Raw genomic sequence first — 25,641 nt, 5'->3', positions numbered from 1 at the left:
TGTGATCTATCTCGATGCCTGCGCCACCGCGCCCCTCAGGCCGGGAGTACTTCAACGCATGATCGAGACCCAGGATCAGGCCTGGGCCAATCCTTCCAGTCTTCATGGATTCGGGCTGAAAGCCTCTGAGGCTCTGGAGAGGGCCCGCTCTGAGATTGCCTCAAATCTCTGTGCGGATCACCGAGATGTGGTGTTCACATCCGGTGCCACCGAATCCATCCATCTCGCGCTTCATGGGCTCGCCGCCTCCCGTTCGCCAGGCCGGCTTGTGATCTCTTCGGTCGAACACCCTGCCGTCTCCGGGGCTGCGCGTCTGCTGGCCATGAGCGGCTGGGAGGTGACCGAATGGCCTGTTGATCAGCTGGGCAGGATCAGGCTGGAACTTCTCGAACAACTGCTGGCTCCACCAACTCAGATTGTTTCGTTGGTATGGGGTCAGGGTGAAGTCGGCACGATTCAACCCTTGCTCGCCGTTGCAGAAGCTTGCAGAACGAGGGGGATCGTCATCCATACCGATGCCACCCAGGTTCTGAGCCAGGCACTTCCCAGCTGGAAGCATTTACCTGTCGATCTGCTCAGCTCCTCGGCTCACAAATGCGGGGGACCCAGAGGGATCGGCCTGCTGATGACACGCGAGTCGCTTCGCTCCGGGCTGAAACCGCTCCTCGCAGGTGGCGGTCAGGAGGGAGGCCTGAGAAGTGGCACTGAATCCGTTGTTCTGGCAATCGGCATGGCCGCTGCGCTGGATCAGATCGAGTGCTGTCCTCCAGCTGATCTCGCTCGATCAGGACACGGCATCGCTGATCTCCGTGATGCTTTACGCGACAGCCTCCTCAGGGATCAACGTCTGATCGTCTGCGGCGATCCAGAGGATCGGCTTCCTCACCATCTTTCACTGCTGGTGAACGATCACAACGGCCAACCCGTTTCAGGTCGTCGACTCGTTCGCAGTCTGGATGCATGCGGACTGGCTGTCAGCAGCGGCAGTGCTTGTTCATCCGGCAAGGACAGCGACAGCCCTGTTTTGGCTGCCATGGGGCTTCCCAACACGATGCGTCGATCCAGCATCAGAATCAGCCTCGGGCCCTGGATTGAACGCAAGGACCTTGATGGGATCGTTCAGCGCTTTCATCAAGGACTCGAGCAAGCACTCTGCAGTTGATAACGCAGCGGCTGTACGCTCCGCCCCAGCGACCTAACAGAGCCTGGTGAGCGCCGTTCTTCCCGCTGATCTCTCTGAAACTGAACAGCGCACATTTGTTGCTCTGAGTGAGGTTCTTAGCTCCAAGCGTCGTGGGCGCTGGCAAATCACCTGGAAGTTCGAGGGTCTTCGGCTGCTCGGACCCTCAATCCGTCTGTCTCAGGCACTGAAGGACAGCGGCATCGGTCTGCTGCTGGCCTGGCCCGATGCAGGTGCGGCAGCCCTGGCCAAGCGTGATGGACCTGAACTGGCCGAGTGCTGCGTTGATCTGAATCAGCTGCAACGTGACCCTGCCTGGGCCGGACGTGGTGATCTTTTGCTGATCGTCGGTGCTCAACCCAGCGATTACGAGACAGTTGAGGCGATCTGTAGTCAGTGGTTTGAACCGGTTGTACTGCTGAACAGCCGTCTGGAAGACGCTGCTGTCGGTATCGGCAGTGTGGCTCGTCAGCGACGCAAGGGATTCATGTCCGTCTGGCAATCGGCCTTTCATTTGGAACCCTTTCTTCAAGGTGCTCTGATGCAGGAACGTCAGCAGCAATGGGAACTGTTCCGCATGGATCCGGATGGATATCGATGGGTCAAGCAATTCGCTGCCCGTCCTGATCAGGAACAGATTGACGAAGCTCTTGCCAGTGCGGGGGATGGTTTAAGGCAGACCCTTGGGGCGATGGATCGGTTCATTGATGATCTGCGTGGTTGATACCCAGGCCCATCACTTTTAGTGTTGCCATCCCGAGCTCACTCCCATGGCCATCTCTGATCGTGTTCGATCAATGTCCGTCATTGACGTCGCCGCCGCGGTTGTTGCCTTGGTGGCTATAGGGGGTGTGTTGTGGAGTCCGAAGCTCAGCAACACGGTCGCCAGGGCTACCGGGGCGGTCAAACCAGTGGAAGTCACTGTGGATGTTCGCAACACCAGTGCTGCCGACCCGGATCAACTGATCGCGGAAGCTCTCAAATCCGGTCGAACCTCCCTCGTGATCCGCAACCAGCCCGCTGGGAGTGTGCAACTGATCAGGGTCGACGACATCAGGCGCCAGCTCGCTTCCGTTCTTCCTGATGGCAGCGTTGTGATGGCCGATGACCCGAACAGGACGATCCAGGGCATGCTCGATGCCCGCTTTGTTCTTCAGGGTGACGCCACAGTCACCTCGTCTGGTGTTGTGATGGCAGGCACCAAGCTAAAAGTTGGAATTCCTGTAGAACTTGAAGGCCGTTTCTATCGGGTGAACGGAATTGTCAGTGGAGTTTCCGTGCAATGAGAACAATGCTCCTGACCTCTGGACTTCTCCTGACACCCCTGGCCATGCCGGTGGCCGCCAATCAGGCTGTTCCACTGATCATCCCGCCGCCGCCGACCGAGCAGCCACTGCCGCAGCTGCAGCCGTCTCGTTCGTGTCCGGAACTTGAAAAGGCACTCAGAATCAATGTCGGCAGCGAAGCGAGAGTGTGGTCTGTCACCGTTCTCAACAGTGATGGAGATGTTCTGGGCAACGTGAACGGTGCCGTCCCAAGGATTCCTGCATCCAATCAAAAGCTGATTAGCACCGCCTACGCCCTCGATCGCCTCGGCCCGGATTTTCGTTTGAAAACCCGTCTGATCCAGAGGCCAGATGGCTCATTGGAATTGAACGGTCAGGGAGATCCTGATCTCGGGATTGCAGGTCTTCAGCGATTCGTTCTTGCCGCGCTTCGTCAAGGCGGTGCCAGAGGCAATGCCGTCTCGGATGTGAAGCTGATGGTGCGGGAAGAACCTCGCAGCAACTGGTGGCCCAGCGATTGGCACCCTGCTGATCGTGGTTATGCCTATGGGGCGCCGATCACGCGTTTGGCGCTCACCAGCAATGCCGTTGGCGGTGCTGTGAGTGATCCGTACTCGCGACTGCAAAGACTGTTTCAACAGGAAGCGATTCGTCGCGGTGGAACGGTGCAGATCCAGAGGGGCCAACCGCTTGCTGAAAACATTTCAGCTGTGCAGCAGGACACGGTGGTGTTGCACGAGGAGAACTCCGCTCCCATGCACGCGTTGCTCAGCCTTGCCAACACGGAGAGCCACAATTTCACCGCAGAGGTTCTGATGCGACAGGCTTCAGGCCTCTGGGACGTCAGGGCGGCCTCCCGTGCAACAGAGCGCTGGATGTATGAGCAGGGTCTGCCAATTCAGGGGTTGCGCGTGGCTGATGGCAGTGGACTCTCGCGAAACAATCGCGTCACGAGCAACACAATCGCCGCTCTGCTGATGCGCATGGATCAGCATCCATTCTCGGCGTACTACCAGTCCTCCATGGCCATTGCAGGCCGCAGAGGCACTCTGCGCAATCTTTATCGCGGAACAACTCTTGACGGACGTTTTCGAGGCAAGACAGGAACCATCAGCGGTGTGCGCAGCATTTCCGGTTATCTGCAGACCGTTGATGGTCCCAGGTACGTGAGCATGATTTCCAATGGATCTGGACGCCCCAACACGGTGATGGGGCAAATCCTGAGATCTGTTCAGAGATTCAGCCCATGCCCCTCATCTGTCGCACCCGCGAGGCAGCCCGACGTGCTCGGCTAATCGGGACGGTCTTGCCATCCTTCGCCTCAACCTCGGGTGATTCCTGCCGTCCTGTCTGGATCTTCACCAGTTCCTGACGTCCGGCCAGGACAACCTGCGCCATCTCCTTGAGTCTCTGTTCGAGTTCACCGAGCGTTTGTTCGGCATATCGGTTTGCCCCGTCCTGAACATTCGCTGCTTCCTGACGGCTGCGCTGAATCAACGATTCACACTGCTGCTGAGTCTGCTGCCTGAACTGCAACGCATCCTGATGCAGTCGCTCTGCTTCAGTCTGAGCTTCCTTCTGCAGTCGCAGTCCTTCAACCCGAATCTGCTCGAGTTCCTGGAGTGACTGCTGCCGGTTGCGCTCATGCTGTTCGGAGAGCTGCCGCTTGAGTTCGTTGGCCTCCTGATCGAGCTGTTGGCGACGTTGCAGCGACTCCTGCTCAAGCTGCTGGCGACGGGAGGCAAACTGCTGCTCGAGCTGCGCGTGCTTTGACTGCATGTCCTGCTCCATCTGGGCGGACTGCTGGCGAACACCCTGAAGCATCTGCTCGCACTGCTGACGAACCTGTTCACGCATCTCGCTGACCTGACGCTCCGCTTCCTGACGGATGGATGCCTGGGCAAGAAGCTGTTCGCGCTGTTGCTGGGCTTTGCTGACGATGTCGTCGGCCTGAGTGCGCGCTGTGGAGATGAACTCATCACGTTTCTGGAGCAGCTGATCGGCCTGCTCGACCTGGGCGGGCATGGCTTCGCGGACTGCGTCTAGCAGCTCAACAGCATCCTGCTCATTGACGAGCCTTCCGCCACTGAAGGGAATGCGACTTCCCTCCAGCACGATCTCCTCGAGCTGGTCGAGCTGGTCGAGTACGGAGAACCGGATCTCGCTCATCGCTGAGGTTGGTGGAAAGCCGAATTAAAGAACCTCATGAGGTCCTCCGCCACCACCGGAGGGACCATATGGTCAACAGATCCGCCAAAACGGGCGACTTCCTTCACCACCGAACTGCTGAGAAAGCTGTAGTGAGCAGACGTGCTGAGGAAAACCGTCTCAAAATCCGGATCCAGTGACCGATTTGTGTGGGCGATTTGCAGCTCGTATTCGAAGTCGCTCATCGCACGCAGACCACGCAGGATCAGTCGTGTGTTGTTGGATCTGGCGCATTCAACGGTGAGACCATCAAAACTGATCACACTCACATTGCTGAGATGACCTGTCGAAAGACGGATCTGATGAAGTCGCTCATCCAGCGAGAAGGCGGGAGACTTTCCTGGGTTTTGAAGCACCGCAACAATCAGTTCCTCCACCAACGATGATCCGCGTTCGATCAGGTCAAGATGCCCGAGGGTCAGAGGGTCGAAGCTGCCTGGATAAAGCGCCTTCATCGCGACAACCTCCGCGGGTGCTGGCCGGATCCTATGCACAACTGCATCCCTAGATTCTCGGCATGCCCACCTTGCTCGAGCAACCGGATCGCCTGGAACGTCGGCTGAAGGAAATCCCGACCGAACCCGGTTGTTACCTGATGCGAGACGCGGAGGATCGTCTGCTTTATGTGGGCAAGTCCAAGAGTCTGCGCAGTCGGGTACGCAGCTATTTCCGCAGCCGTCACGATCTGAGCCCGCGCATCCGCTTGATGGTGCGTCAGATCTGTGAGATTGAGTTCATCGTGACCGACAGCGAGGCGGAGGCCCTCGCGCTCGAATCCAATCTGATCAAGAACCAGCAGCCGCACTTCAATGTGCTGCTCAAGGATGACAAGAAATATCCCTACCTCTGCATCACATGGAGTGAGGCCTACCCGAGAATTTTCATCACCAGGCGTCGCCGCTTTCGCAGTCCTTTGGATCGCTTCTACGGTCCATATGTCGATGTGGGTCTGTTGAGAAGGACGCTGTTCCTTGTGAAGCGGATGTTCCCACTCAGGCAACGTTCCAGGCCACTGCATCAGGACCGCACCTGTCTGAACTACAACATCGGACGTTGTCCTGGGGTCTGCCAGGAGCAGATCAGTTCAGAGGATTACCACCGCACGCTGCGCAAAGTGGCGATGGTGTTTCAGGGGCGAAGTGATGAGCTTCAGAAACTCCTCCATCAACAGATGGAACGTTACGCCGAACGTCTTGACTTCGAAGCAGCTGCGAAAGTGCGTGATCAGCTCAAAGGACTCGATCAGCTCACTGCAGATCAGAAGATGAGCTTGCCCGATGCCTCCGTCAGCCGTGATGTGATTGCCATGGCTGCCGATGAACGGCTGGCCGCTGTTCAGCTGTTTCAAATGCGGGCTGGCAAGCTCGTCGGTCGACTTGGATATATGGCTGACGCCTCCAATCAGAATCCCGGTCAGATCCTTCAGCGGGTGATTGAGGAGCATTACAGCCAGGTGGATGCAGTTGAGATTCCACCTGAGTTGCTGGTTCAGCATCCACTTCTCCAACAGCCTCTGCTTGAGGAGTGGCTGACGGAACAGCGCGAACGCAAGGTTCAGATTCACTGCCCGAAGCAGCGTCAGAAAGCAGATTTGATCGAACTGGTTCAGCGCAATGCCGACTATGAGCTCCAACGGGCGAAACAGGGTCAGGAGCAGCAGGCTCTCGCCACCGAGGATCTGGCTCAGCTTCTGGAGCTGCCCTCGCCGCCTCGACGGATCGAGGGTTATGACATCAGTCACATTCAGGGCAGTGATGCGGTTGCATCCCAGGTGGTCTTCATTGATGGCTTACCCGCCAAGCAGCACTATCGCAAGTACAAGATTCGCAGCAGCAGCATCAGGTCCGGGCACAGCGATGACTTCATGGCCATGGCTGAAATCATGCGGCGCCGCTTCCGCCGCTGGGCTCGTGCCAAGGCTGAAGGCGTTGATGTTGGAGCTCTACGTCACAGGGGGGGGAGTGCACTGCAAACCGATGGTCTCAACGACTGGCCAGATGTGGTGATGATTGATGGTGGCAAAGGTCAGCTTTCTGCAGTGATGGAAGCTCTCAGAGAGCTGGACCTCCAAGAGGATCTCAACGTCTGCTCACTGGCCAAACAGAGAGAAGAAATCTTTCTGCCGGGTGAAAGTCATCCGCTCGAGAGTGAACCGGATCAGCTCGGAGTAGCTCTGTTGCGTCGCCTTCGCGATGAAGCTCACCGCTTCGCCGTGAGCTTTCATCGCCAGCAACGGGGTGAGCGGATGAAACGCTCCCGTCTGTCTGATATCCCCGGCGTGGGTCCAAAACGGGTGAAGGATCTGCTGGCCCATTTCCATTCCATTGACGCCATCCAGCTGGCATCGGTGCAGACCCTCGCTCAGGCGCCAGGTGTCGGTCTGGCACTGGCCCGAGATATCCATCGCTTTTTCCACCCTGATCAGGATGCAGAGCAGGATGGGCAGATTCAAGACCCGGGATCCTCGACGCCATGATCCGTGCTTTCACACTGGCCGCGCTGGGGATGTTTCTTATGATCGGTCTGATCTGTCCTCTTGCGGTCATTGCCTCACCGGGACTCTGTACGGGGCCGGTCTGCGCGGATGACATCACACGCAGTGCCAAGAATCACTGGCAGCTCGTGCTCAAACTCAATGACCAGCTGGGTCACAGAGAAAAGGTCGTGATGAACTGCAGGGCAGGCCAGCTCAGTCCCATATCAGGTCCGGTGGACAGGGCCTATGCCACATCCATCGGACGACGTGCATGTCGTCTGGCCGGGGAGGGTTGAGGTTGGATCTCACCGTCATTTATCCGCATCAACTGTTTGCCGACCATCCCAGCCTGCAGCCAGGCAGGCCGGTGGCTCTGATTGAGGATCCGCTCTTCTTCGGCACGGATCCGCGCTGGCCGATGCAGGTGCATCGTCAGCGGCTGCTGCTGCACCGATGTTCCCTATCCGTCTACGCGGAAGGACTGCGGGGACGCGGCTTCACAGTTCTGGAACGACGCCATCACCAGGCGCCAGACACGCATGGACATCTCCAGGCTCTGTTCGCCATCGGTTACAGGCACTTCCATCTGGCGGATCCTGTTGACGATGTGCTGAGCAAACGACTGCGTCGATTTGCAGAGCTGAACGGCTGCAACATCGAGATCAGCTCAACTCCGATGTTGCTGACGCCGGATGCGGTGATCAACGAGCACTTCGCCGCCGGACGCAAGCCGCTCATGGCCAAGTTCTATGAGATGCAGCGCAAACGTCTGAATGTTCTTCTCGAGATCGACGGCGGTCCCGTCGGTGGTCGTTGGAGTTTTGATGCCGACAACCGCAAAAAGCTGCCGAAAGGAATCGCTGTTCCTCATGAACCGAAAGCCAGCTCCGCTGCTGTCGTGGATCGGTCGCGTCAGCAGCTGGAACAGGAAAATCTGCCGCTGATCGGCCAGTGGGATTTGTTCGCTTATCCGCTGGACCATCAGTCCGCGGATGCCTGGCTGCAGGACTTTCTCAGCCAGCGATTACGAGATTTCGGCGCCTATGAGGATGCCATCAGCACTCAGCATCGGGTGATGTGGCACAGCGTGCTAACTCCAATGCTCAACATCGGTTTGCTGACACCGCAGCAGGTTCTTGATCGCACCCTTGAAAGGGCCGCCGAGGGTGATGTGCCGCTGAATTCCCTAGAAGGTTTCATCCGCCAGATCATCGGCTGGCGTGAGTTCATGGCGGCGATGTACAAGCGCCACGGGGTTGAGATGCGCACCGGCAACTTCTGGGCGTTCGTTGACAGGCCCATCCCAGAAGCCTTCTATCTGGGCACGACCGGTCTGCCTCCTATCGATGACGCCATTCAGCATGCTCTGGAAACCGGTTATTGCCATCACATCGAGCGACTGATGCTTCTGGGTAATGTGATGCTGCTTTGCGGTTTTCATCCCAATCGTGTTTACCGATGGTTCATGGAGCTGTTTGTGGACGCCTATGACTGGGTGATGGTCCCGAATGTGTATGGCATGAGTCAGTTTGCTGACGGAGGGCTGTTCTCGACCAAGCCCTATCTCTCCGGCTCGAATTACGTGCGCAAGATGTCGGATTACCGCAAAGGAGAGTGGTGCGAGATCTGGGATGGACTTTTCTGGAGTTTCATCAAGACACACGAGGACTTCTTCCGTGGTCAGTTCCGGCTGGCGATGATGGCTCGCAACCTGGACCGTATGGATCCGGAGGTTTTGGTGTCTCATCAACGCCGGGCTGAGGCATTCCTTGACTCGATGACCTGAACCCTGCCTATGGTCAATTCATACCGTTCCTTGTGATGTCGCTTCCTCCTGAGGCCTATCTCTGGTTCAAAACACTGCACATCGTTGGTGTGGTTGTTTGGTTTGCAGGCCTCTTCTATTTGGTGAGGTTGTTCATCTATCACGTGGAAGCTGAAGAGCTGGAGCCCGAACTGCGCGTGCCGTTCCAGCAGCAATACAGCTTGATGGAGAAGCGCCTCGCCAACATCATCACGACACCGGGGATGGTGGTCGCGGTCTCGATGGCGATCTGTTTGTTGATTGCCCAGCCTGCTTGGCTTCAGCAGGGCTGGATGCACGCCAAGCTGGCCTTTGTGGCTGCTCTGCTGGCTTATCACGCCTTTTGCTACCGAGTGATGGCTCAGTTGCAGGCCGGAACCTTCACCTGGAATGGCAAACAGTTGAGGGCTCTGAATGAGCTGCCGACGCTGCTGCTGGTGATCGTGGTGATGCTGGTGGTGTTCAAGACCCAGTTCCCCACCAGTGCAGCCACCTGGTTCATCGTTGCGCTGGTGGTGTTCATGGCGGGCTCGATTCAGTTTTATGCCCGCTGGCGCCGGCTTCGTGCAGAGGCCGCTGCTAGCGATGCTGCTGCCCATGAGGCTGCTGCGCATGAAGCTGCAGCGCATGAAGCTGCAGCGATCAATGCCGCTGGCAGTGCTGCTGGAAACGAAGCAGCCTCCACAAAGGCATCCCATGCCGGCTGATCACCATCCTCTGAGGGCCGTGCTGGAGACAGTTGGACCCGACAGCTGTCCAGGTCAGTTCAATTTTCACTGCCATACCCTCTGCAGTGACGGGAGTCTCGAACCTCTTGCTCTGATCCGGCAGGCGTCCGCCAAGGGACTGACCCAACTGTCTGTTACGGATCACCATTCCAGTGCGTCCTTCCAACCGATGCAGGACTGGCTCAAGCAGCAGCGTGATCTCGGAGAGACGGTCCCCACTCTCTGGAGTGGCATGGAAATCAGTGCAATCCTGCGTGGTTGCCTTGTCCACGTGCTTGCCCTCGGTTTCGAACCCGCCCACAGGGCACTCGCTGTTTACAACCACGGTGATGCCGCAGTGGGTGAAGCTCTCAGAGCTGAGAGCGTCTGTGAGGCGATTCATGAGGCAGGAGGGCTGGCGATTCTTGCTCATCCAGGCCGTTACAGAGTCGGCTTCGCTGATTTGATTGATGCCGCTGCAGAACTTGGATTTGATGGAGGTGAAGCCTGGTACGACTACGACATGCAACCGCGTTGGAGCTGGTCTCCCGTGGTCTGCGAAGCCATTGATCGCCGCTTGAAGAACCTTGGCCTTTTGCGTACGTGTGGAACAGACAGTCACGGCTTGGACCTAGAAGGTCGCTAAGTTCGACAAACTTCGCTGTCTGCGGGTATGGGCCTTTTCGATCGTCTGCTTAATTCCGGCTCGGATCAAAACGAGCCTCCAAAGGGTCCCAAGGCCAAGAAGCCGAAACAGGAGGCTTTTTTCCTTGACAGCGACAGCGCCTCATCGTTTGGCGATCGCGACTACATGCGCGAGTCCAAGACCATCCGCCACACGTTTCCAGGAACCCTTGACAGTCCTGGCATGAAAGAGATGGTCACTGAGGTGGACGCCACGGATCTGAAAGTCGATCGGCGCAGTGAGGGTCTTGGTGATCAGGTCGTCAAAAAGGAAACGGTCAGCGTCAATACGGGTGTCCCCAAGGCGGTGAAGAAAACCTTTGCCGAAACGATGTCGCAATCGGAACTCGACGATCGGCTCAAGGGGAACGCCTTGAAGCAGGCAGGGGTGAACGCTCTCGCTGCTCCAGATGCTGCTCCCCTCGCCCGCAAACAGGAGCTCAAACCCAAGGAAGAACCGAAGCCTTCCTCTTCCTCTTCAGGTGCTCAGAAGAGCAACAAACCCGGTTCAATCGATCCATTTCTGTCAATGGTGCGCGATCTCAACAAATGAATCGTCGTCTCAGGCGCAGAAGTTACCTGCTTCAACCGCTCGCTCAGAGTCGAGCAACACGCGTCTGATGGCTTCGAGCAGCGCGGGATCGGCGTCTTTCCACAGACCCCTTGTCGCTGCCTCCAAGCAACGTTCGGCCATGTCTCTCATGACCCATGGATTTCGTTTCAGCAGGAAGTCTCTGACATCCGGATCAAGCAGCCAGCTTTCAGCGATTCGGCTGTAACACCAATCGGGCACAGCACCGGTGGTGGCGTCATAGGCAAACAGGTAATCGAGGCTTGCACCCATCTCGAAGGCGCCCTTGTATCCGTGCTGCATCATTCCTTCAATCCAGCGAGGGTTGAGCAGTCGGCTGCGGACCACCTTGTCGATCTCCCGATCCAGACGATGAATCCTCAGCCGTTCGCTTCGGGAGTGATCAGCAAAGAACAGTTTCGGATCTTTGCCGCTGACCCGGTTCACTGCAGCGGCCAGGCCTCCCTGGAACTGGTAGTAGTCATCGGAATCGAGCAGGTCGTGTTCTCTGTTGTCCTGGTTGTGCAGCACAACCTGAACGTTCCGGAGAGCCTGTTCCAGCCCTTCCCGGTCTAGATGGGCTGTCGCTTCAGCGTCATAGCGCCAGGAACTCCATGCCAGGTACGCCTCTCCGAGCTGATCACGCCGTTCCCACTGACCTGAGTCCATCAAGGCCTGAAGTCCAGCACCGTAGGAGCCCGGAGCGGATCCGAACAGACGGGCCTGAGGCCCCTGGCGGCGTGTCAATGCTGCCAGGGGATTGTCGGTGTCGGTTTCCTCCAGACCAGCCACCATCGACAGCGCACGATCGGCCCAGGCAAGCAGTTGGGGAAAAGCATCCCGGAACAATCCCGACATGCGCAGAGTGACATCCACACGCGGTCGCTCCAGCACAGTCAAGGGGATGAGCTCGAGGTCCACCATGCGCCGTGTCGGGCCATCCCAGACGGGCCGCACGCCGAGCAGGGCAAACATCTGCGCGATGTCTTCGCCTCCATTACGCATGGTGGCTGTCCCCCAGACAGATAAGGCCAGGTTTCGCAGGGGTTCCCCTTCCTCGAGTTCGTAGAGATCCAGAAGCTGTTCCGCGCTGCGGCGTCCCAGATCCCAGGCCGCTTCTGTCGGCAGACCACGAAGATCCACGGAATAGAAGTTGCGTCCCGTCGGCAGAACGTCATCCCGTCCACGGGTTGGTGCACCGGAGGGTCCGCTGGCAATGCGACGGCCGCCAGCGGCCGCCAGCACGGCCTGATGTTCATGACTGGCCGATTGCTGCAACCTGGGCCAGAGATCAGTCTTGATGAACTGGAGTGGACCAGGCAAGGTTTCTGAGTTCAGCAGTTGCTGAAAGCATTTGTTCAGTGGTTTCGCCTGCTCATGCTGATCTGATTCTTCGACGTCGATCAGCTGCAGCAGAAGCTGTTCGGCCTGAGTCTCGATCCACTCCACCGCATCACTGAGTCGCCGAGGCTGATGGCAGCCATGGCGTTCCAGGATCTGCCGATCCTGATCGGACAGCAAAGCTCCGTCCTCGTCCTTCCAGGGATCGCATTCCAGGCCGACACTGCGGCTCATCCACTGGGTGAGTCCAGGACGATCGGACGCTGGGGAGCGGGCGATCGCCAGCAACAACTCAGCCAGTTGAATTGGTTGTGGATGCTCCCCCAGGCGATGCAGGCCTGTTCTGATCTGCGCTTCCTTGAGTTCACACAGGTAGGTCTCAACCTGCTCGAGCAGGTCACCGATCTCTGCTGATGAGCTCTGGTTCGCCAGGATTCTTTCAACCGAAGGCCAGTTCAGATCGATCAGCAGCTGGATCAGCTGTTGTTGGATTTGATCGCATCGGGAGGCGCCGAGTTGCCTCGCTTCGATGTATTCATCCAGAAGTGATTCCAGGGACAGCATCGGTCCATGCAGACCAGCCCTGCCGAGGGGAGGGGTGAGGTGGTCCAGGATCACCGCATGACCACGACGCTTGGCCTGCGACCCCTCGCCTGGATCGTTGACGATGAAGGGATAGAGATGGGGGATGGCACCGAGCGCGAGCGCAGGCGCACAGCTCGGACTGAGGCCCACTGACTTCCCCGGCAGCCATTCCGCACTGCCGTGCTTGCCCACATGCAGCATCAGTTGACAGTGGTGGATTTCCCGCAGCCAGAGGTACTGCGCCAGATAGCGATGGGGAGGGGGAAGATCCGGAGAATGCAGATCACTGAGCTGATCGGCGTCATAGCCACGACTGGGCTGCACCAGAACAACCACACGTCCGAATCGCAGTCCGTGGATTGCGAAGCCGTGAGGCTCAAGATCGACCGCTGTCTCAGGTTCACCCCAGCGTTGCAGGATCGGCGACCTGGCGGCTTCAGGCAGCGATGTCCACCAGCGCTGGTAGTGAGAAAGCGGCAGGTAGGTGAGAGGTGGCCTGGTGTGACTTTCCGGATCGTTGGTTCGACCGTTGAGAACCTGTTGGATCAGCAAATCAGGATCCTCAGGCAGAAGCTGCTCACCCAGGTCGAATCCGTCCTTGCGAAGCCAGTGCAGGATGTTGAGACAGCTGGCAGGCGTGTCGAGACCGACGCCATTGGCCAGGCGGCCGTTCCTCAGGGGGTAATTCGCCAAGACCAATGCAATTGAACGCTGTTCGGCTTCAGTGGAACGCAAGTCAACCCAGGCCCTGGCGTGCTCAGCAATCCAGCTCAGCCCGGCGATATCAGGCTCCAGGCGTTTGACCGCTGTGCACAAGCGCTCATCTGCGTGGTCCACTTCGCGGAAGGCGCCAATGCGCGTTGTGATTCGACCATCCAGTTCAGGCAGAACAACCTGAAGTGATAGATCAATCGGATCAAGACCCTGAAAGGACTTCTGCCAACGGTCACGGGAACGTCCGGAGCTCAGCATCTGCAGAACAGGACGATCCAGTTCATCCCAGAGAGGTGCACCAAGACCTGCTTCCGAGAACTGAACAGACGCAAATGATGTGGAGGTGATCACCAACTCCACCGACTGCTGCCGGTACAGGTCCTTCACAGCCCTCTGAACGGCCGGATCACGCAGGCTGCTCACCCAGAGTGCTTTAGGGGCCAGTCCTCGTGCTCGAAGGGCTTTGAGCAGAACATCGCACCAGTGAACATCCGCTGATTGGCGATGGGCGCGATAGAGAAGCACGCCGACTGTCGGCCCCTCTTCATGCTGCCAGTCGTAGGGGTCGGGATCGGGGCTGGCCGTCAGCGTCAGTGAGGGTGGATCCGTGGCAGATGCCGCGCCTGCTGCCCTGGCGAGAATCCATTGCAGTCCGTCGAGCCAACGCTGCAGGTTGTCTGCTCCTCCTTCTCGCAACAGCAGCGCCATGGCATCACAGAAGGGCTCAGGCTGGCTGCTGAGTGGATGCAGTTCACGGTCCTGTTCGGGAGTTCCGGCCAAAACAAGCAGCTGCCGCCCCGGCTGTTGTGAACCCCATGAGCAGCACTGCTCAAGGCCGTAGGACCAGTGACCGCGACCACCGAGCAATCTGATCACGATCAGCTGTGTCTCGCCCGTGCAGACGGCCAGGTAATGATCGATCTGGGCTGGATGGTCGAGGGCATCGAGCGGCAGTGCACGGATCTTGTTCTGCCAGAACACTTGCTTCGGCCTGTCCAGAACTCTTGCCAGGGCGGAAATGTCCGAGCTGGCGCTGGTGAGAAACATCACCGGCGCAGAGGGTTGCTCCACGTAGGAGATCGGCCCATCGATGTCGGCCCCTGGCAGGCTGCTTAGGCGGTGCATCTCCCCATTCTCCAGAGGACAAGACGATCTGGAACTGACGGGTGAGAAGATCTGGTCAACGGACCCTCAGCGATGCATCAGTTCCTTCCCTACGCCTGGTTCCAGGGACGCTGCGTTCCTTTCGAGGAAGCCAAGGTGTCGGTGGCGACGCATGCATTGCATTACGGCACTGGAGCCTTCGGTGGGATGCGGGCCATTCCTGATCCCGTCAAACCGGGAGGAATGCTCCTTTTCCGTGCCGACCGTCACGCCCGTCGGCTGTCTCAGAGCGCCCATCTGTTGATGGCTGAGCTCGCTGAAGAGACCGTGATGGAAGCTCTCACAGCCATACTTCATGCCAATAAGCCCACCACACCGATTTATCTGAGGCCATTCGTGTACACGAGTGATCTCGGCATCGCGCCAAGACTGCACAACATCGAGACCGATTTTCTGATCTATGGCCTGGAGCTGGGTGACTATCTCTCTCCGGATGGAGTGAGTTGTCGCATCAGCAGCTGGACCCGTCAGGAGGATCGCTCCTTACCATTGCGAGGCAAAATCAGCGGCGCTTACATCACCAGCTCGCTGGCGAAGTCGGAGGCTGTCGCCAGCGGTTTTGATGAAGCCCTGCTGATGAACACCCGCGGCAAGGTGAGTGAAGCCAGCGGCATGAATCTGTTCATCGTCCGCGACGGCCAGCTGATCACCCCGGGTGTCGATCAGGACATCCTCGAGGGGATCACGCGGGCCAGTGTGATCGAACTGGCCAAGGGCATGGGCATCGAGGTGATCGAGCGGCCGGTCGACAAGACCGAGCTGTTCATCGCTGATGAAGTGTTCCTGACCGGAACAGCGGCCAAGATCAGTCCAATCCGCCAGCTGGAATCAACGATTCTCTCGCACCACAGACCGTTGATGGAAGCGCTCCGTTCCAAGCTTGTGGCGATCACCGAGGGGCGTGATGAGCAGTACGCCCACTGGGTCACCCGCATCGAAATGGAGAGCTAAGCAAGCAGCGTCCCATTTCAGGCCATCAGCAGCGGGGCTCTGATCCCAGCATTTCTTAGGATGACCTGACCGAATCAGTGGTGATGCAGGCAGTTCAGACCAAATCCATCACTGAATCATCACGCTTCCTGAAGCGACTGCACGATCCCAGTCGTCCTGTTCTGGTGTTTGACGGTGCCACCGGCACTTCCTTGCAGCAGATGGATCTGTCTGCTGCTGATTTCGGCGGTGAAGTTCTCGAGGGCTGCAACGAAAACCTGGTGATCACCCGTCCCGACGCGGTTCAGGCCGTGCATCGCCAGTTTTTGGAGGCAGGTTGTGATGTGATCGAGACGGACACGTTCGGTGCGGCGTCCGTGGTGCTGGCGGAATACGACCTCGAGGATCAGGCTTTTGTTCTCAACAAGCGTGCCGCGCAACTGGCACGTGAGATGGCTGATGAATACAGCACCGCAGAGAAGCCGCGCTTTGTGGCTGGTTCGATGGGGCCCACCACGAAGCTCCCGACCCTTGGCCACATTGATTTCGACACGCTGCGCGCCTCCTTCCGCGATCAGGCGGCAGGTCTGATTGCCGGTGATGTGGATCTGTTCATCATCGAGACCTGTCAGGACGTGCTCCAGATCAAGGCAGCGCTGCAGGGCGTTGAGGATGCCTTCGCCGCTAGTGGGCAACGACGGCCACTGATGGTGTCCGTAACGATGGAAACCACGGGGACCATGTTGGTTGGCTCGGATATCGCAGCAGTGGTCTCGATTCTCGAACCGTTTCCGATCGATGTGCTCGGTTTGAACTGTGCCACCGGTCCTGAGCAGATGAAGGAGCACATCAAGTATCTGGCCGAGTACTCGCCGTTTGTGGTGAGCTGCATCCCCAATGCCGGACTTCCGGAGAACATCGGCGGCGTTGCCCATTACCGACTTACCCCCATTGAGCTGAAAATGCAGCTCATGCACTTCGTTGAGGATCTTGGCGTTCAGGTCATCGGTGGCTGTTGCGGCACAACACCGGCCCACATCAAAGCGCTTTCTGAAATCTCCGACGAACTGAAACCGGCCAACAGGAAGGTGAGGACGCATCACCTTGAACGACAGCAGCTGGGTTACGAACCGGCCGCAGCTTCGCTGTATGGAGCTACGCCGTATTTCCAGGACAACTCCTTCCTGATCATCGGCGAGCGACTGAATGCAAGCGGATCAAGAAAGGTGCGTGATTTGCTGAATGAAGAAGATTGGGATGGTCTTGTCGGTCTTGCACGGGGGCAGGTGAAGGAGAACGCCCATGTGCTCGATGTCAATGTCGATTATGTGGGACGCGACGGTGAGAAAGATATGCATGAGCTGGTGACTCGTGTGGTCACCAATGTGAATCTGCCATTGATGCTCGATTCAACTGAGTGGCAGAAAATGGAGGCCGGACTGAAAGTTGCCGGCGGTAAATGCATCCTCAATTCCACCAACTATGAGGATGGCGATGAGCGTTTTTTCAAGGTGCTTGAACTGGCTCGCCGTTACGGCGCAGCTGTGGTAGTCGGCACCATTGATGAGGAAGGCATGGCGCGAACGGCTGAGAAAAAAGTCGCCATTGCAAAACGTGCTTACAGAGATGCCGTTGAGTTTGGTATTCCAGCTCGAGAAATATTTTACGACCCACTCGCACTGCCCATTTCTACAGGTATCGAAGAGGATCGGCGCAATGCCATTGAAACCATCGAAGCGATTCGTCGAATTCGTAGTGAACTGCCTGGTGTTCACGTCTTGCTCGGTGTCTCGAACGTCAGCTTCGGTCTTTCACCAGCGGCCAGGATTACGCTCAATTCCGTTTTCCTTCACGACTGCTGTGAGGCGGGAATGGATGCCGCAATCGTTTCTCCGGCGAAGATTCTGCCTCTGATCAAGATTGAGGAGGATCATCAGCAGGTTTGTCGCGATCTGATCAACGATTCCCGACGATTTGACGGGGATGTCTGCATCTATGACCCACTCACAGAGCTCACCACGCTTTTTGAGGGTGTCAGCACCAAGGATGCCCGCTCCTCAGGCCCATCTTTGGCTGATCTTCCCGTTGAGGAGCGGCTCAAGCAGCACATCATTGACGGTGAACGGATCGGTCTGGAGGAAGCGTTGAATGAGGGTCTTGAGAACTACAAACCTCTTGAGATCGTAAATACCTTTCTTCTTGATGGAATGAAGGTTGTGGGTGAACTGTTCGGCTCTGGACAGATGCAGCTTCCCTTCGTCTTGCAATCCGCTGAAACCATGAAATCAGCGGTTGCTTTCCTCGAACCCCATATGGAGAAAAGTGATGGCGAACGGTCGGCTAAGGCAAAATTCCTGATTGCCACAGTGAAGGGAGATGTTCATGACATCGGCAAGAATCTTGTTGACATCATTCTCACTAATAATGGTTATGAGGTGATCAATCTGGGTATTAAGCAAGACGTTGGTGCCATTATTGCTGCCCAAGAAAAACATCAGGCTGACTGCATAGCGATGAGTGGACTTCTCGTGAAATCCACTGCATTCATGAAAGACAATCTTTCAGCATTCAATGAAGCTGGAATCAACGTTCCTGTTGTCCTCGGGGGTGCTGCTCTGACTCCCAGGTTTGTCAACAAGGACTGCAGTGAGGTGTACAACGGCAAGGTTCTCTATGGCAGGGACGCATTTACCGATCTGCGTTTCATGGATGCTTTCGTTGATGCTCGTCAATCCGATTCCTGGGACAACGAAAAGGGATTCCTCAACGGCACCCCCGAGGGCCTGTCGCTTGGGGGTGAATCGGGTTCCAGCTCGGAGCCAGGAACAACCGATGATTCGACGCCAAGCGAAACGCTGAAGCAGGCCAAGGTCGACCCGGTGCCTGTCAGTTTCGATCGATCGGAAACGGTGCCTGAGGAAGCAGCTGTTCAGCCTTCGTTCCTGGGTCCGAAGGTGTTGCAGGGAGACGCTGAAATACCTCTGCCGGAGGTGATGGCCTATCTCGATCGACAGGCTCTGTTCGCCGGTCAGTGGCAGATGCGCAAGGTCAAAGGTCAGTCACGGGAGGACTATGAGGCTGATCTGCAAGCCAAGGCAGAACCCGTTCTGCAGGCCTGGCTTGAACGCGCAATCGATGAAAGCCTTCTGCACCCTGCAGTTGCCTATGGCTATTTCCCCTGCGGGCGTGAGGGCAATGATGTCGTGGTCTTTGACCAGGATGGATCACGTCAGCTTGGCCGCTTTTCACTGCCACGCCAGCGTGGCGGCAACCGCTACTGCATCGCCGACTTCTACAGGGACCTCGTTGACGGAGGTCCCAGCGATGTTCTGCCCATGCAGGCGGTCACCATGGGAGAACAGGCGTCAGTCTTTGCTCAACAGCTGTTCGAGACTGACTCCTACAGCGATTACCTGTTCTTCCATGGACTGGCCGTCCAGATGGCCGAAGCCCTGGCCGAATGGACCCATGCCCGTGTGAGACGTGAATGCGGATTTGCGGATCCCGAGGATATGAAGCTCAGGGATGTGTTGGCTCAGCGCTACAGGGGCAGTCGTTACTCCTTCGGCTACCCGGCTTGTCCCAACGTGGCGGATTCACGGCAACAGCTGCTGTGGCTGGGCGCTGAACGAGTCGGCCTGAGCATGGATGAAGGTGACCAGCTGCACCCGGAACAGAGCACCACGGCACTGGTGGCGTTGCACAGCAAAGCCCGCTACTTCAGTGCCTGAGCCAAATCACTGTTGCAGACTGCAGCTGTCATTCACCGCATCACCATGGATCTCAGTGGGCCCGGCGCCATCGACGAGGCGATCAATGCAGGGATCGATCTGGATGGATCTCCTCTGCCTGCTCAGATGCTGACGCTTTACAGGGAAGTGATGACGCTTGAGGGCCAGCGCAAGCGCAGTGGAGTCCGAAAATCGATGCGCAACAGGGTGGTCAGAACTGGCGCTAAACATTTCGACCAGGCAACGCTCAATCAGCGCCTGATCGATGCTGGATGGGAAGGTCTGAAGGCTAAGGAGATCAGCTTCTTCTACGGCTGACCCAAGCCGCTGATGGAGCTCTGCGGATTATTCCTGGCAGAGCTTCTCCATCGTGTCGATCACTTCCTGTTGAAATTCCTCGAGGGCACTGGATTCGCTGAGGTCGATCCCCTCCCCCGCAGCATTCTGAGACAGGTCCTGAAAGTGGAATGCCCCTTCACCATTGGCGAGGAACTCAATCGCCGAGGATTCCCCGCTCTCGCGGAAGGCGTCGCAGAGGGCGAGGAACGCTGCGTCTTCAGTGAACTCCCAATCCATCGAGGAGGCATAACTGATTGACCTTTAACGCCTCGCCCCCTGGATCCGTCAACCATCTTGTCGCGCAATGTGCCACTCCTTCGGCAGACTCCTCGTGGATTGCATGGCGTAATGAGCTCTGAAACATCGCCCCAAAACGAAGTCCAGGCCATTGATCTGAACGTTCTAGGTAAGCCTCTGGAGGTCTGCAGCTGTCAACCAATGACCGGATGGTTCAGAGATGGACACTGTCGAACAGATGTGGGGGATCTCGGACGTCACAGCGTCTGCTGCGTGATGACGGAAAGCTTTCTCAGCTACAGCAGGGCCCAAGGCAATGATCTGAGCACTCCGATGCCCGAGTTTGGTTTCCCTGGTCTTCAGCCTGGAGATCACTGGTGTGTGTGTGCCCCTCGCTGGAAGGAAGCCCATGAGGATGGGATGGCTCCGCCTGTTCTCCTGGACTCCACCGAATCCAGCACCGTTGAGATCATTCCCCTGGAGATCCTGAAAAAGCATGCTCACCAGGGAATGGCCTGACCATCCCAGGCGAGAAATCGACCGGTGTCGGATGGTGTCTGCTGCATCAGGACATCCAGAAGATGCCTTGCTGCCCTTTCAGGGCTGAACAGCTTCTCTTTGGGTACAAAGCTCTGAAAGGGCTTCGAAAGGGCTGTGTCTGTCGTTCCAGGGTGCAGAAGAGTCACCGTCGCCAGCGGCAGACGTCGCGCCCACTCGAGACTCAGACAGCGCAGCATCATGTTCTGTGCTGCCTTGGCGCCGCGATAGGCGTACCAGCCGCCGCTGCGGTTATCGCCGATGCTGCCGACCCTGGCACTCAGGCTGGCGAAATGAAAGGGCGTGTCTCTGTTCAGAACAGGCTCGACTGACTTGGCAAGCAGCAGAGGTCCGGCTGCGTTGATGGCGAAAGAATCCAGCAGAGCTGATTGTTCGGCATGTTGCAGCCGTTTTTCAGGTTGATAGGAGGGACTGTGGAGACGCCCTGTCGCATTGATCACGACCCTCAGAGGATGGGAGTCATCACTGAGTTGTTCGGTCAGTTGGCTGAGACTGTCCGGGGATTGCAGGTCAACGCTCCACTCCCGATCTGACAAGGGTTGGCGGGTCGCCAGCGTCACCAGCAGTGACGGCTGGCGGCGTGCCAGTTCCGAACTCAATGCCCGCCCGATTCCGCCGCCTCCAACCACCAAAGCTCGTCCCTGCCAGCTTTCGGAGCAGATTTCAGGCATGATTCCATCTCCGTCTCAGCGGGTATGCGTCTCGTTCGACCACTGTTGCTGACTTTGACGGCGAGTGCGGGTCTGGCCGCATTGATTGCCTGGTCCACCAGTGCCGGGCGGTTCAACACAGCGAGCCAAGACACAGAGGCTCTTCTCAGCGCACTGTTTGATGATCAGGCTCAACTCGACAGCGAGAAGCAGCCGCTCCAAGCGGCCCAGCGAGCTGAGAAGCAAGGATTGGATCCTTCAGCCGGATCTGTCCCTGCTGTGCCAGCGCCGAGTGAGAGCGTTGATCCCCAGGTGCGCATTGCCCTGTTGAGTCAGCGCCCGTTAAGGAAGGTCAGTACCCAGGATGGAGCGGATTGCAGAACGCAGGGTGGGACTCCCATTCAGCCAGGTGTTCTCAATGGGATGCTCACCCAGGCCACCACAGGTCTTTTCAGCTGCGGAAGTACCGGCGGATCGGTGCTGGTGAATGGTCGTGCCTATGAAGGAACGATTCACCTGCTCAACAGGGGAAAGGGATGGCTCGCGATCAACCAGATCAACCTCGAACGCTATGTGGCCTCCGTTGTGGGAGCTGAAATGCCAAGCCACTGGAATGGGGAAGCGCTCAAGGCCCAGGCCGTAGCCGCACGCTCCTACGGCCTCGTACACATGCTCCGACCCGCCAGCAACGACTGGAACCTCGGAGACACGACTCGCTGGCAGGCTTACGCAGGAAGAACCAGCAGCAGCTCGTCAACGATCCAGGCCACTGAAGCGACACGGGGACTGGTGTTGAGTTTCAAGGGTGGACTGGTTGAGTCGTTGTATGCCTCCACACAGGAGATCTCCGATGAAGCGCATGGACATCTCGGTGCAAGCATGAGTCAGCATGGTGCTCAGGAGCTGGCTCAGCAGGGGCTTCGATTCAACGAGATCCTCGGCAGGTACTACTCCGGGGCCTCCCTGGCGAGGATCAAATCCGATGGGTGAGAAGCATTTCTGGTCGAAGGCGCTGAAGCGCTCCGAACAGGCCAGGAACTGCGGAGCCCTGATCCCCCTCGGTACTTCCACGATTGAGCTCTCAGGACCCAGGGCGGAACAGTTCGAACTGCGTCAGCTGAATGCGGCTCTTCCCAAGCACCACAGACCTGAGGGGCCCAAGCCAAATCCCTTTCTCCCATGGGATTCACAACTCGAGGTGGAGCAGATTCACAACAATCACGTTCTGATTCTCAACAAGTACCCCGTTGAGCGAGGGCACATGTTGCTGATCACTCAGGACTGGGCTTCTCAAATTCACTGGCTTCAACCTGATGACTGGCGTGCCCTGGTGCAGGTCGATAACGACAGCACCGGTCTCTGGTTTTTCAACAGCGGTCCCAGAGCGGGAGCTAGTCAGCCCCATCGTCATCTTCAGCTCTTGCCCCGTGCTCCCGGAGAGCGCATCTGTCCGCGACTGCCCTGGTTCACGGAACGTCTGCTGATGCCAGCAGTATCGACAGGTGACGGGCAGATCTCCGATCCGCTGGTCGACAGCTGTGTCATCGCTGAACGTCCAGTTTCGAGCAATCCAGACGACCAGGGGATCATCCTTCATGAGCTTTATCGCTCCCTTGCCTGGCAATTGGGGCTCGGTGATCGTTCCACGCAACAGCCTCCCGCTGTTCCCTACAACCTGTTGCTGACGCAGTCATGGATGGCGCTGATCAAGCGCAGTCAAGACCAGGTCAGGGGATTCAGTGTCAATGCACTGGGATTTGCTGGTTACCTGTTGGCGACACAACGATCCGACCTGGCCTGGCTTCAGAGCCATGGCGGTGAGCAGTTGCTCAGGCAGGTTGTTCCCGGTTTCAGTGGTTCCGCGGATGCAGTGAGCTGATCAGCGGTGTCTGTCTGAAGGAGTCGATCAGCTCCTCTTCAGGCAACCAATGAACAGACAGCAGTCAAGACGCAATGCAAGGGTCGCGCAGCACATGCGGCTTGTAGAACCGTTGGCCAGGCGTTATGCAGCCAAAAGTGGTCAGGATCCTGACGATCTCCAACAAGTTGGATTACTGGGTTTACTCAGGGCAGCTGAACGCTTTGAAGGCCAGAGAGACATTCCGTTCTCGGCATTCGCTCGTCCTCATATCAGGGGGGCGATCCTGCACTACCTACGCGACAAAGCGGCAATCATTCGACTTCCCCGAGCGGAACAGGACAGTGATCGGGACATCGGCGCAGGTTTCAATGCGGCAACGCAACGACGGCGGTTTCTGCCCTTGGAGGATGACCTGATCAGTCAGGAGCCTGATCACTGCAATGTCATGGAGCGAACGGAAAATCGCCAACAGCTTGCCCTCGCGCTCCAAGATTTACCCAGAAAGGAACAAACCGCAGTTGTTGAGGTGATCCTCAAAGGGCAGAGTCTCAGAGATGTGGCCAGCAGAACCGGCGTCAGTGCCATGACCGTGCAGCGTCGCGTCAAGCGCGGACTGGCCCAGCTGCGCCAACAGCTGTCAGTTCAGCTGGAGCTGGCCTGATCCCGTTCGATCTGCTGCTCAAGAGTGCTGATGGCTGCCGTCACAGCAGCGATCTGACGCTCGAGACCGTCACGCCAGAAGCGCATCATGCGCAGTTTTCGCTCCTGATGATGACGCTGCCAGTCGCCATCTGCGCAGGGTGAGCAGCCAAAAGGTGGAAACATCCGAGGGTTGTTAGCTCCCACCATCCTGGCGAGAACGGCCCGTTCATCGCGTCTGCGCGAACGCTTGGCGGTTTTTCCTCTGGCGATTAAGTTTGGAACTTGAGCCTGTTCATGGCCGCCAGTCACCAGTCGCGAGTGTCTCACCGAATCCCACTGCTGGTCCTGATTGGCGTCTCGGCTGGGACGCTCTCGACTGAGTTTGTGAGGCCCGTGCAGGCCTACGTCCCTTTGATGGCCGGTCAGCGAGCAAGGCCTCTGAACGGCAGCTTCAATAACGTTCCCGTTCTGCACTCCAATCAACCTGAGATTGTTAAAGGCCCGGGCATCCTGGTGGATACCTCACCGGGCAGTTCAATCGCTGCCGAAACCAATCGACCACTCAAGAACTCCACATTCACTTTCAATGGTGAATTTGGTGTTCATATGCACCATAAATACTATCCCCAGGATTCCAGCAAGCTAGGGGGCCGCAGAGCTCGAGGACTGCTGACTGTTGCTGCCATTGCGATCAATCCCGGTTCGTCCCCTGTCACGTTGCGATTCAAAAGAGGTTCAGTAAAAAACAGTTTTGAGGCTCCTTATCATCCCAATAAGCTGATGGGGGTGAAGCCGCTGGGCCCCAGACCCTGGAACACAGGCCCTGGTGATGCGACGGCAGTCCAGATTCTTCGTGGCGAATTGGACCGCAAGCTTTCAAGAGAAGTCGTTATTCCTCCGAACAGTCGCAAAGTGATTGTGAGCAGTGTTTTGCCTGCGCGTGGAATCATGAATGGCCTACTGCGTGGTAGCAGTGATGGGCCTTTTCAGATGGCTGTGATTGCAGCAGAAGAAACTCAGGACGAACGTGCACTGATTGCTGTGCTTGATCGTGGACGACTTGCGCCTGGAAGAATTTATCTCAATCGCATTCGTGAGATTCAGTCAGGCCAGGTGTTCTCCCGCGTTGCAGGAGTCGCGCTTGGTGATGAGTACAAAGCCTCAATTCAGCATGATCTGTCTCAGGGTTCATTGCATGTGCCTTTGACCAGCACGCGAAAGCATCATTTCGGCACTCGTGACATTCAGGTCAATCAACTCAGCACACGAATGGTTGATTCAGCAGTCAATAACGTTGGTACATATGGAGTACGTTTTGATGTTGACCTGAATCTTGCTGGTGAGGGTGCACATGAGCTGGTTCTCAGTCATCCTGTTGCCTCAGGTCGCTCACCATTCACGGCCTTCCGTGGGTCAATCGGCATTAAAACTGATCAGGGTTATCAAGAAGTTCATGTCGGCATGCGCTCCGGGCAGAGCCTTTCGATCGCGGATCTTGATCTCAAGCGTGGAGCAAACAACCCTGTCACTGTGAGTGTTGTTTATCCAGCCGATGCCACGCCGGGTCATCTGCTCAGCGTGGTCCCAGTCACTCAGCTGGCCATGCTGCGTCAGCGAGAACAGATGCTGGAAGCTGCAAGAAAGGCGCAAGCTGAAGCGAAGACCCGCAAGGTCAAGCCAGAGGTGGCCCCGCCGGCTGTTAACACTCAACCTGCTCCGGACGCGAAGCCTGTTGCACCTGTTGCCAGGCCTGTTCTGCAGCCTGTGAGAAGAACCACACCTCCACCGCCTCCGCTGCTTGTGGCTCCGAGAGGTGGATCCAATGCCATGCCTCCTGCCATGATCATGCCGTCAAGAGTGAACAGCAGCCTCGAGCAGCGTTACCGTGAGGCGATCCGTGCTCAACAGGAATGGTTGCGTCGCCTGCAGGGTCGATGATCACACCTGCTTGACGGTCAGAACGACACAGCCCT

At 57.4% G+C, this 25,641-nt stretch carries 23 protein-coding genes and 1 pseudogene; 18 read left to right on the top strand and 6 right to left on the bottom strand.

The window, feature by feature from the left end; genetic code table 11:
- Position 1 precedes the first annotated feature (1 nt).
- From SynBIOSE41_RS08905 to dacB, 4 genes are read left to right on the top strand one after another with little or no spacing between them, the layout of a single operon-like run.
- Complete coding sequence (locus SynBIOSE41_RS08905; protein ID WP_186537544.1) at positions 2–1,162, top strand: cysteine desulfurase family protein; 1,161 nt, start codon at positions 2–4, stop codon at positions 1,160–1,162.
- Between the two features lie 46 nt (positions 1,163–1,208).
- The gene (locus SynBIOSE41_RS08900; protein WP_186537543.1) at positions 1,209–1,904 is read left to right on the top strand and encodes a DUF1995 family protein; all 696 of its coding nucleotides are present in this window, start codon (positions 1,209–1,211) and stop codon (positions 1,902–1,904) included.
- A 46-nt stretch (positions 1,905–1,950) separates the two neighbouring features.
- Positions 1,951–2,466 (top strand): DUF4330 domain-containing protein, encoded by a 516-nt coding sequence (locus SynBIOSE41_RS08895; RefSeq protein WP_186537542.1) that lies wholly within the window; start codon positions 1,951–1,953, stop codon positions 2,464–2,466.
- Entirely contained in the window at positions 2,463–3,761 is a 1,299-nt protein-coding gene (gene dacB / locus SynBIOSE41_RS08890; RefSeq protein WP_186537541.1) for a D-alanyl-D-alanine carboxypeptidase/D-alanyl-D-alanine-endopeptidase, read from the top strand. The genes SynBIOSE41_RS08895 and dacB overlap by 4 nt, the downstream gene beginning before the upstream one ends.
- Here dacB and SynBIOSE41_RS08885 read toward each other — a convergent pair.
- Together SynBIOSE41_RS08885 and coaD are read right to left on the bottom strand one after the other, a co-directional pair.
- Positions 3,706–4,635 (bottom strand): hypothetical protein, encoded by a 930-nt coding sequence (locus tag SynBIOSE41_RS08885; RefSeq protein ID WP_186537540.1) that lies wholly within the window; start codon positions 4,633–4,635, stop codon positions 3,706–3,708. The genes dacB and SynBIOSE41_RS08885 overlap by 56 nt on opposite strands.
- Entirely contained in the window at positions 4,632–5,129 is a 498-nt protein-coding gene (coaD, locus tag SynBIOSE41_RS08880) for a pantetheine-phosphate adenylyltransferase (RefSeq protein ID WP_186537539.1), read from the bottom strand. The genes SynBIOSE41_RS08885 and coaD overlap by 4 nt, the downstream gene beginning before the upstream one ends.
- A 62-nt stretch (positions 5,130–5,191) precedes the next feature.
- Between coaD and uvrC the strand changes: the two genes are divergently transcribed.
- The 6 genes and pseudogenes from uvrC (at position 5,192) to SynBIOSE41_RS08850 (ending at position 10,898) form a co-directional block, all read left to right on the top strand.
- Positions 5,192–7,150, top strand: coding sequence for an excinuclease ABC subunit UvrC (uvrC, locus tag SynBIOSE41_RS08875; RefSeq protein ID WP_186540611.1), 1,959 nt, complete (start codon positions 5,192–5,194; stop codon positions 7,148–7,150).
- Between the two features lie 29 nt (positions 7,151–7,179).
- The gene (locus SynBIOSE41_RS08870; protein ID WP_370594227.1) at positions 7,180–7,446 is read left to right on the top strand and encodes a hypothetical protein; all 267 of its coding nucleotides are present in this window, start codon (positions 7,180–7,182) and stop codon (positions 7,444–7,446) included.
- Entirely contained in the window at positions 7,422–8,936 is a 1,515-nt protein-coding gene (locus tag SynBIOSE41_RS08865) for a cryptochrome/photolyase family protein (RefSeq protein WP_370594218.1), read from the top strand. Before SynBIOSE41_RS08870 ends, SynBIOSE41_RS08865 begins: the two co-directional genes overlap by 25 nt.
- Positions 8,937–8,971: 35 nt before the next feature.
- A pseudogene (gene hemJ, locus SynBIOSE41_RS08860) lies at positions 8,972–9,535 on the top strand (protoporphyrinogen oxidase HemJ); the annotation flags it as partial.
- Between the two features lie 115 nt (positions 9,536–9,650).
- The gene (locus SynBIOSE41_RS08855; RefSeq protein WP_186541023.1) at positions 9,651–10,307 is read left to right on the top strand and encodes a PHP domain-containing protein; all 657 of its coding nucleotides are present in this window, start codon (positions 9,651–9,653) and stop codon (positions 10,305–10,307) included.
- A gap of 27 nt (positions 10,308–10,334) precedes the next feature.
- Positions 10,335–10,898, top strand: a complete 564-nt coding sequence (locus tag SynBIOSE41_RS08850; RefSeq protein ID WP_186540608.1) for a hypothetical protein — start codon at positions 10,335–10,337, stop codon at positions 10,896–10,898.
- A 9-nt stretch (positions 10,899–10,907) separates the two neighbouring features.
- Here the strand turns inward: SynBIOSE41_RS08850 and cobN are convergent, their stop codons facing one another.
- A complete protein-coding gene (cobN, locus tag SynBIOSE41_RS08845) occupies positions 10,908–14,681 on the bottom strand; it encodes a cobaltochelatase subunit CobN (RefSeq protein WP_186540607.1) in 3,774 nt (1,257 codons plus the stop codon).
- A 72-nt stretch (positions 14,682–14,753) separates the two neighbouring features.
- Between cobN and SynBIOSE41_RS08840 the strand changes: the two genes are divergently transcribed.
- The 3 genes from SynBIOSE41_RS08840 (at position 14,754) to SynBIOSE41_RS08830 (ending at position 19,699) form a co-directional block, all read left to right on the top strand.
- Positions 14,754–15,671, top strand: a complete 918-nt coding sequence (locus tag SynBIOSE41_RS08840) for a branched-chain amino acid transaminase (protein ID WP_186540606.1) — start codon at positions 14,754–14,756, stop codon at positions 15,669–15,671.
- A gap of 83 nt (positions 15,672–15,754) precedes the next feature.
- Positions 15,755–19,381 (top strand): methionine synthase, encoded by a 3,627-nt coding sequence (gene metH, locus SynBIOSE41_RS08835; protein WP_186540605.1) that lies wholly within the window; start codon positions 15,755–15,757, stop codon positions 19,379–19,381.
- Positions 19,382–19,426: 45 nt separating this feature from the next.
- Positions 19,427–19,699, top strand: coding sequence for a DUF4090 family protein (locus SynBIOSE41_RS08830; protein ID WP_066907766.1), 273 nt, complete (start codon positions 19,427–19,429; stop codon positions 19,697–19,699).
- Between the two features lie 27 nt (positions 19,700–19,726).
- Here SynBIOSE41_RS08830 and SynBIOSE41_RS08825 read toward each other — a convergent pair whose 3' ends face one another.
- On the bottom strand, positions 19,727–19,957 hold the full coding sequence (locus SynBIOSE41_RS08825; protein ID WP_066907493.1) for a hypothetical protein: 231 nt from the start codon (positions 19,955–19,957) through the stop codon (positions 19,727–19,729).
- A gap of 111 nt (positions 19,958–20,068) precedes the next feature.
- On the opposite strand from SynBIOSE41_RS08825, the gene SynBIOSE41_RS08820 reads away from it, so the two are divergent.
- The gene (locus SynBIOSE41_RS08820; protein WP_186540604.1) at positions 20,069–20,476 is read left to right on the top strand and encodes a DUF2237 family protein; all 408 of its coding nucleotides are present in this window, start codon (positions 20,069–20,071) and stop codon (positions 20,474–20,476) included.
- Here SynBIOSE41_RS08820 and SynBIOSE41_RS08815 read toward each other — a convergent pair.
- The gene (locus tag SynBIOSE41_RS08815) at positions 20,458–21,186 is read right to left on the bottom strand and encodes an SDR family NAD(P)-dependent oxidoreductase (RefSeq protein ID WP_186540603.1); all 729 of its coding nucleotides are present in this window, start codon (positions 21,184–21,186) and stop codon (positions 20,458–20,460) included. The two genes, SynBIOSE41_RS08820 and SynBIOSE41_RS08815, sit on opposite strands and share 19 nt — an antisense overlap.
- A 24-nt stretch (positions 21,187–21,210) precedes the next feature.
- Here SynBIOSE41_RS08815 and SynBIOSE41_RS08810 point away from each other — a divergent pair, with 24 nt between their 5' ends.
- The 3 genes from SynBIOSE41_RS08810 to SynBIOSE41_RS08800 are packed head-to-tail and all read left to right on the top strand — an operon-like array spanning position 21,211 to position 23,687.
- Entirely contained in the window at positions 21,211–22,155 is a 945-nt protein-coding gene (locus SynBIOSE41_RS08810; RefSeq protein ID WP_186540602.1) for a SpoIID/LytB domain-containing protein, read from the top strand.
- Positions 22,148–23,044 (top strand): ATP adenylyltransferase, encoded by an 897-nt coding sequence (locus SynBIOSE41_RS08805; RefSeq protein WP_186540601.1) that lies wholly within the window; start codon positions 22,148–22,150, stop codon positions 23,042–23,044. Before SynBIOSE41_RS08810 ends, SynBIOSE41_RS08805 begins: the two co-directional genes overlap by 8 nt.
- A 49-nt stretch (positions 23,045–23,093) precedes the next feature.
- On the top strand, positions 23,094–23,687 hold the full coding sequence (locus SynBIOSE41_RS08800; protein ID WP_186540600.1) for a sigma-70 family RNA polymerase sigma factor: 594 nt from the start codon (positions 23,094–23,096) through the stop codon (positions 23,685–23,687).
- Here SynBIOSE41_RS08800 and SynBIOSE41_RS18355 read toward each other — a convergent pair.
- Positions 23,669–23,995: a hypothetical protein gene (locus SynBIOSE41_RS18355; protein ID WP_370594217.1), complete on the bottom strand. Its 327-nt coding sequence runs from the start codon at positions 23,993–23,995 to the stop codon at positions 23,669–23,671. The two genes, SynBIOSE41_RS08800 and SynBIOSE41_RS18355, sit on opposite strands and share 19 nt — an antisense overlap.
- An 87-nt stretch (positions 23,996–24,082) precedes the next feature.
- Between SynBIOSE41_RS18355 and SynBIOSE41_RS08790 the strand changes: the two genes are divergently transcribed.
- The gene (locus tag SynBIOSE41_RS08790; protein WP_255476040.1) at positions 24,083–25,606 is read left to right on the top strand and encodes a DUF3370 family protein; all 1,524 of its coding nucleotides are present in this window, start codon (positions 24,083–24,085) and stop codon (positions 25,604–25,606) included.
- Positions 25,607–25,641: the final 35 nt, after the last annotated feature.

Origin of the sequence: Synechococcus sp. BIOS-E4-1 (assembly GCF_014279995.1) — a bacterium.
Lineage (GTDB): Bacteria > Cyanobacteriota > Cyanobacteriia > PCC-6307 > Cyanobiaceae > Synechococcus_C.
The sequence above is the reverse complement of the archived record's forward strand: the minus strand, read 5'-3'. Positions and strand labels throughout refer to the sequence as shown.

Bases quoted from the DNA above. Each gene is read 5' to 3' on its own strand.
- SynBIOSE41_RS08895 (WP_186537542.1), top strand. From the start codon at position 1,951: ATGGCCATCTCTGATCGTGTTCGATCAATGTCCGTCATTGACGTCGCC.
- dacB (WP_186537541.1), top strand. From the start codon at position 2,463: ATGAGAACAATGCTCCTGACCTCTGGACTTCTCCTGACACCCCTGGCC.
- SynBIOSE41_RS08885 (WP_186537540.1), bottom strand. From the start codon at position 4,635: ATGAGCGAGATCCGGTTCTCCGTACTCGACCAGCTCGACCAGCTCGAG.
- coaD (WP_186537539.1), bottom strand. From the start codon at position 5,129: ATGAAGGCGCTTTATCCAGGCAGCTTCGACCCTCTGACCCTCGGGCAT.
- uvrC (WP_186540611.1), top strand. From the start codon at position 5,192: ATGCCCACCTTGCTCGAGCAACCGGATCGCCTGGAACGTCGGCTGAAG.
- SynBIOSE41_RS08870 (WP_370594227.1), top strand. From the start codon at position 7,180: ATGTTTCTTATGATCGGTCTGATCTGTCCTCTTGCGGTCATTGCCTCA.
- SynBIOSE41_RS08865 (WP_370594218.1), top strand. From the start codon at position 7,422: ATGTCGTCTGGCCGGGGAGGGTTGAGGTTGGATCTCACCGTCATTTAT.
- SynBIOSE41_RS08855 (WP_186541023.1), top strand. From the start codon at position 9,651: ATGCCGGCTGATCACCATCCTCTGAGGGCCGTGCTGGAGACAGTTGGA.
- SynBIOSE41_RS08850 (WP_186540608.1), top strand. From the start codon at position 10,335: ATGGGCCTTTTCGATCGTCTGCTTAATTCCGGCTCGGATCAAAACGAG.
- cobN (WP_186540607.1), bottom strand. From the start codon at position 14,681: ATGCACCGCCTAAGCAGCCTGCCAGGGGCCGACATCGATGGGCCGATC.
- SynBIOSE41_RS08840 (WP_186540606.1), top strand. From the start codon at position 14,754: ATGCATCAGTTCCTTCCCTACGCCTGGTTCCAGGGACGCTGCGTTCCT.
- metH (WP_186540605.1), top strand. From the start codon at position 15,755: ATGCAGGCAGTTCAGACCAAATCCATCACTGAATCATCACGCTTCCTG.
- SynBIOSE41_RS08830 (WP_066907766.1), top strand. From the start codon at position 19,427: ATGGATCTCAGTGGGCCCGGCGCCATCGACGAGGCGATCAATGCAGGG.
- SynBIOSE41_RS08825 (WP_066907493.1), bottom strand. From the start codon at position 19,957: ATGGATTGGGAGTTCACTGAAGACGCAGCGTTCCTCGCCCTCTGCGAC.
- SynBIOSE41_RS08820 (WP_186540604.1), top strand. From the start codon at position 20,069: ATGAGCTCTGAAACATCGCCCCAAAACGAAGTCCAGGCCATTGATCTG.
- SynBIOSE41_RS08815 (WP_186540603.1), bottom strand. From the start codon at position 21,186: ATGCCTGAAATCTGCTCCGAAAGCTGGCAGGGACGAGCTTTGGTGGTT.
- SynBIOSE41_RS08810 (WP_186540602.1), top strand. From the start codon at position 21,211: ATGCGTCTCGTTCGACCACTGTTGCTGACTTTGACGGCGAGTGCGGGT.
- SynBIOSE41_RS08805 (WP_186540601.1), top strand. From the start codon at position 22,148: ATGGGTGAGAAGCATTTCTGGTCGAAGGCGCTGAAGCGCTCCGAACAG.
- SynBIOSE41_RS08800 (WP_186540600.1), top strand. From the start codon at position 23,094: ATGAACAGACAGCAGTCAAGACGCAATGCAAGGGTCGCGCAGCACATG.
- SynBIOSE41_RS08790 (WP_255476040.1), top strand. From the start codon at position 24,083: ATGGCCGGTCAGCGAGCAAGGCCTCTGAACGGCAGCTTCAATAACGTT.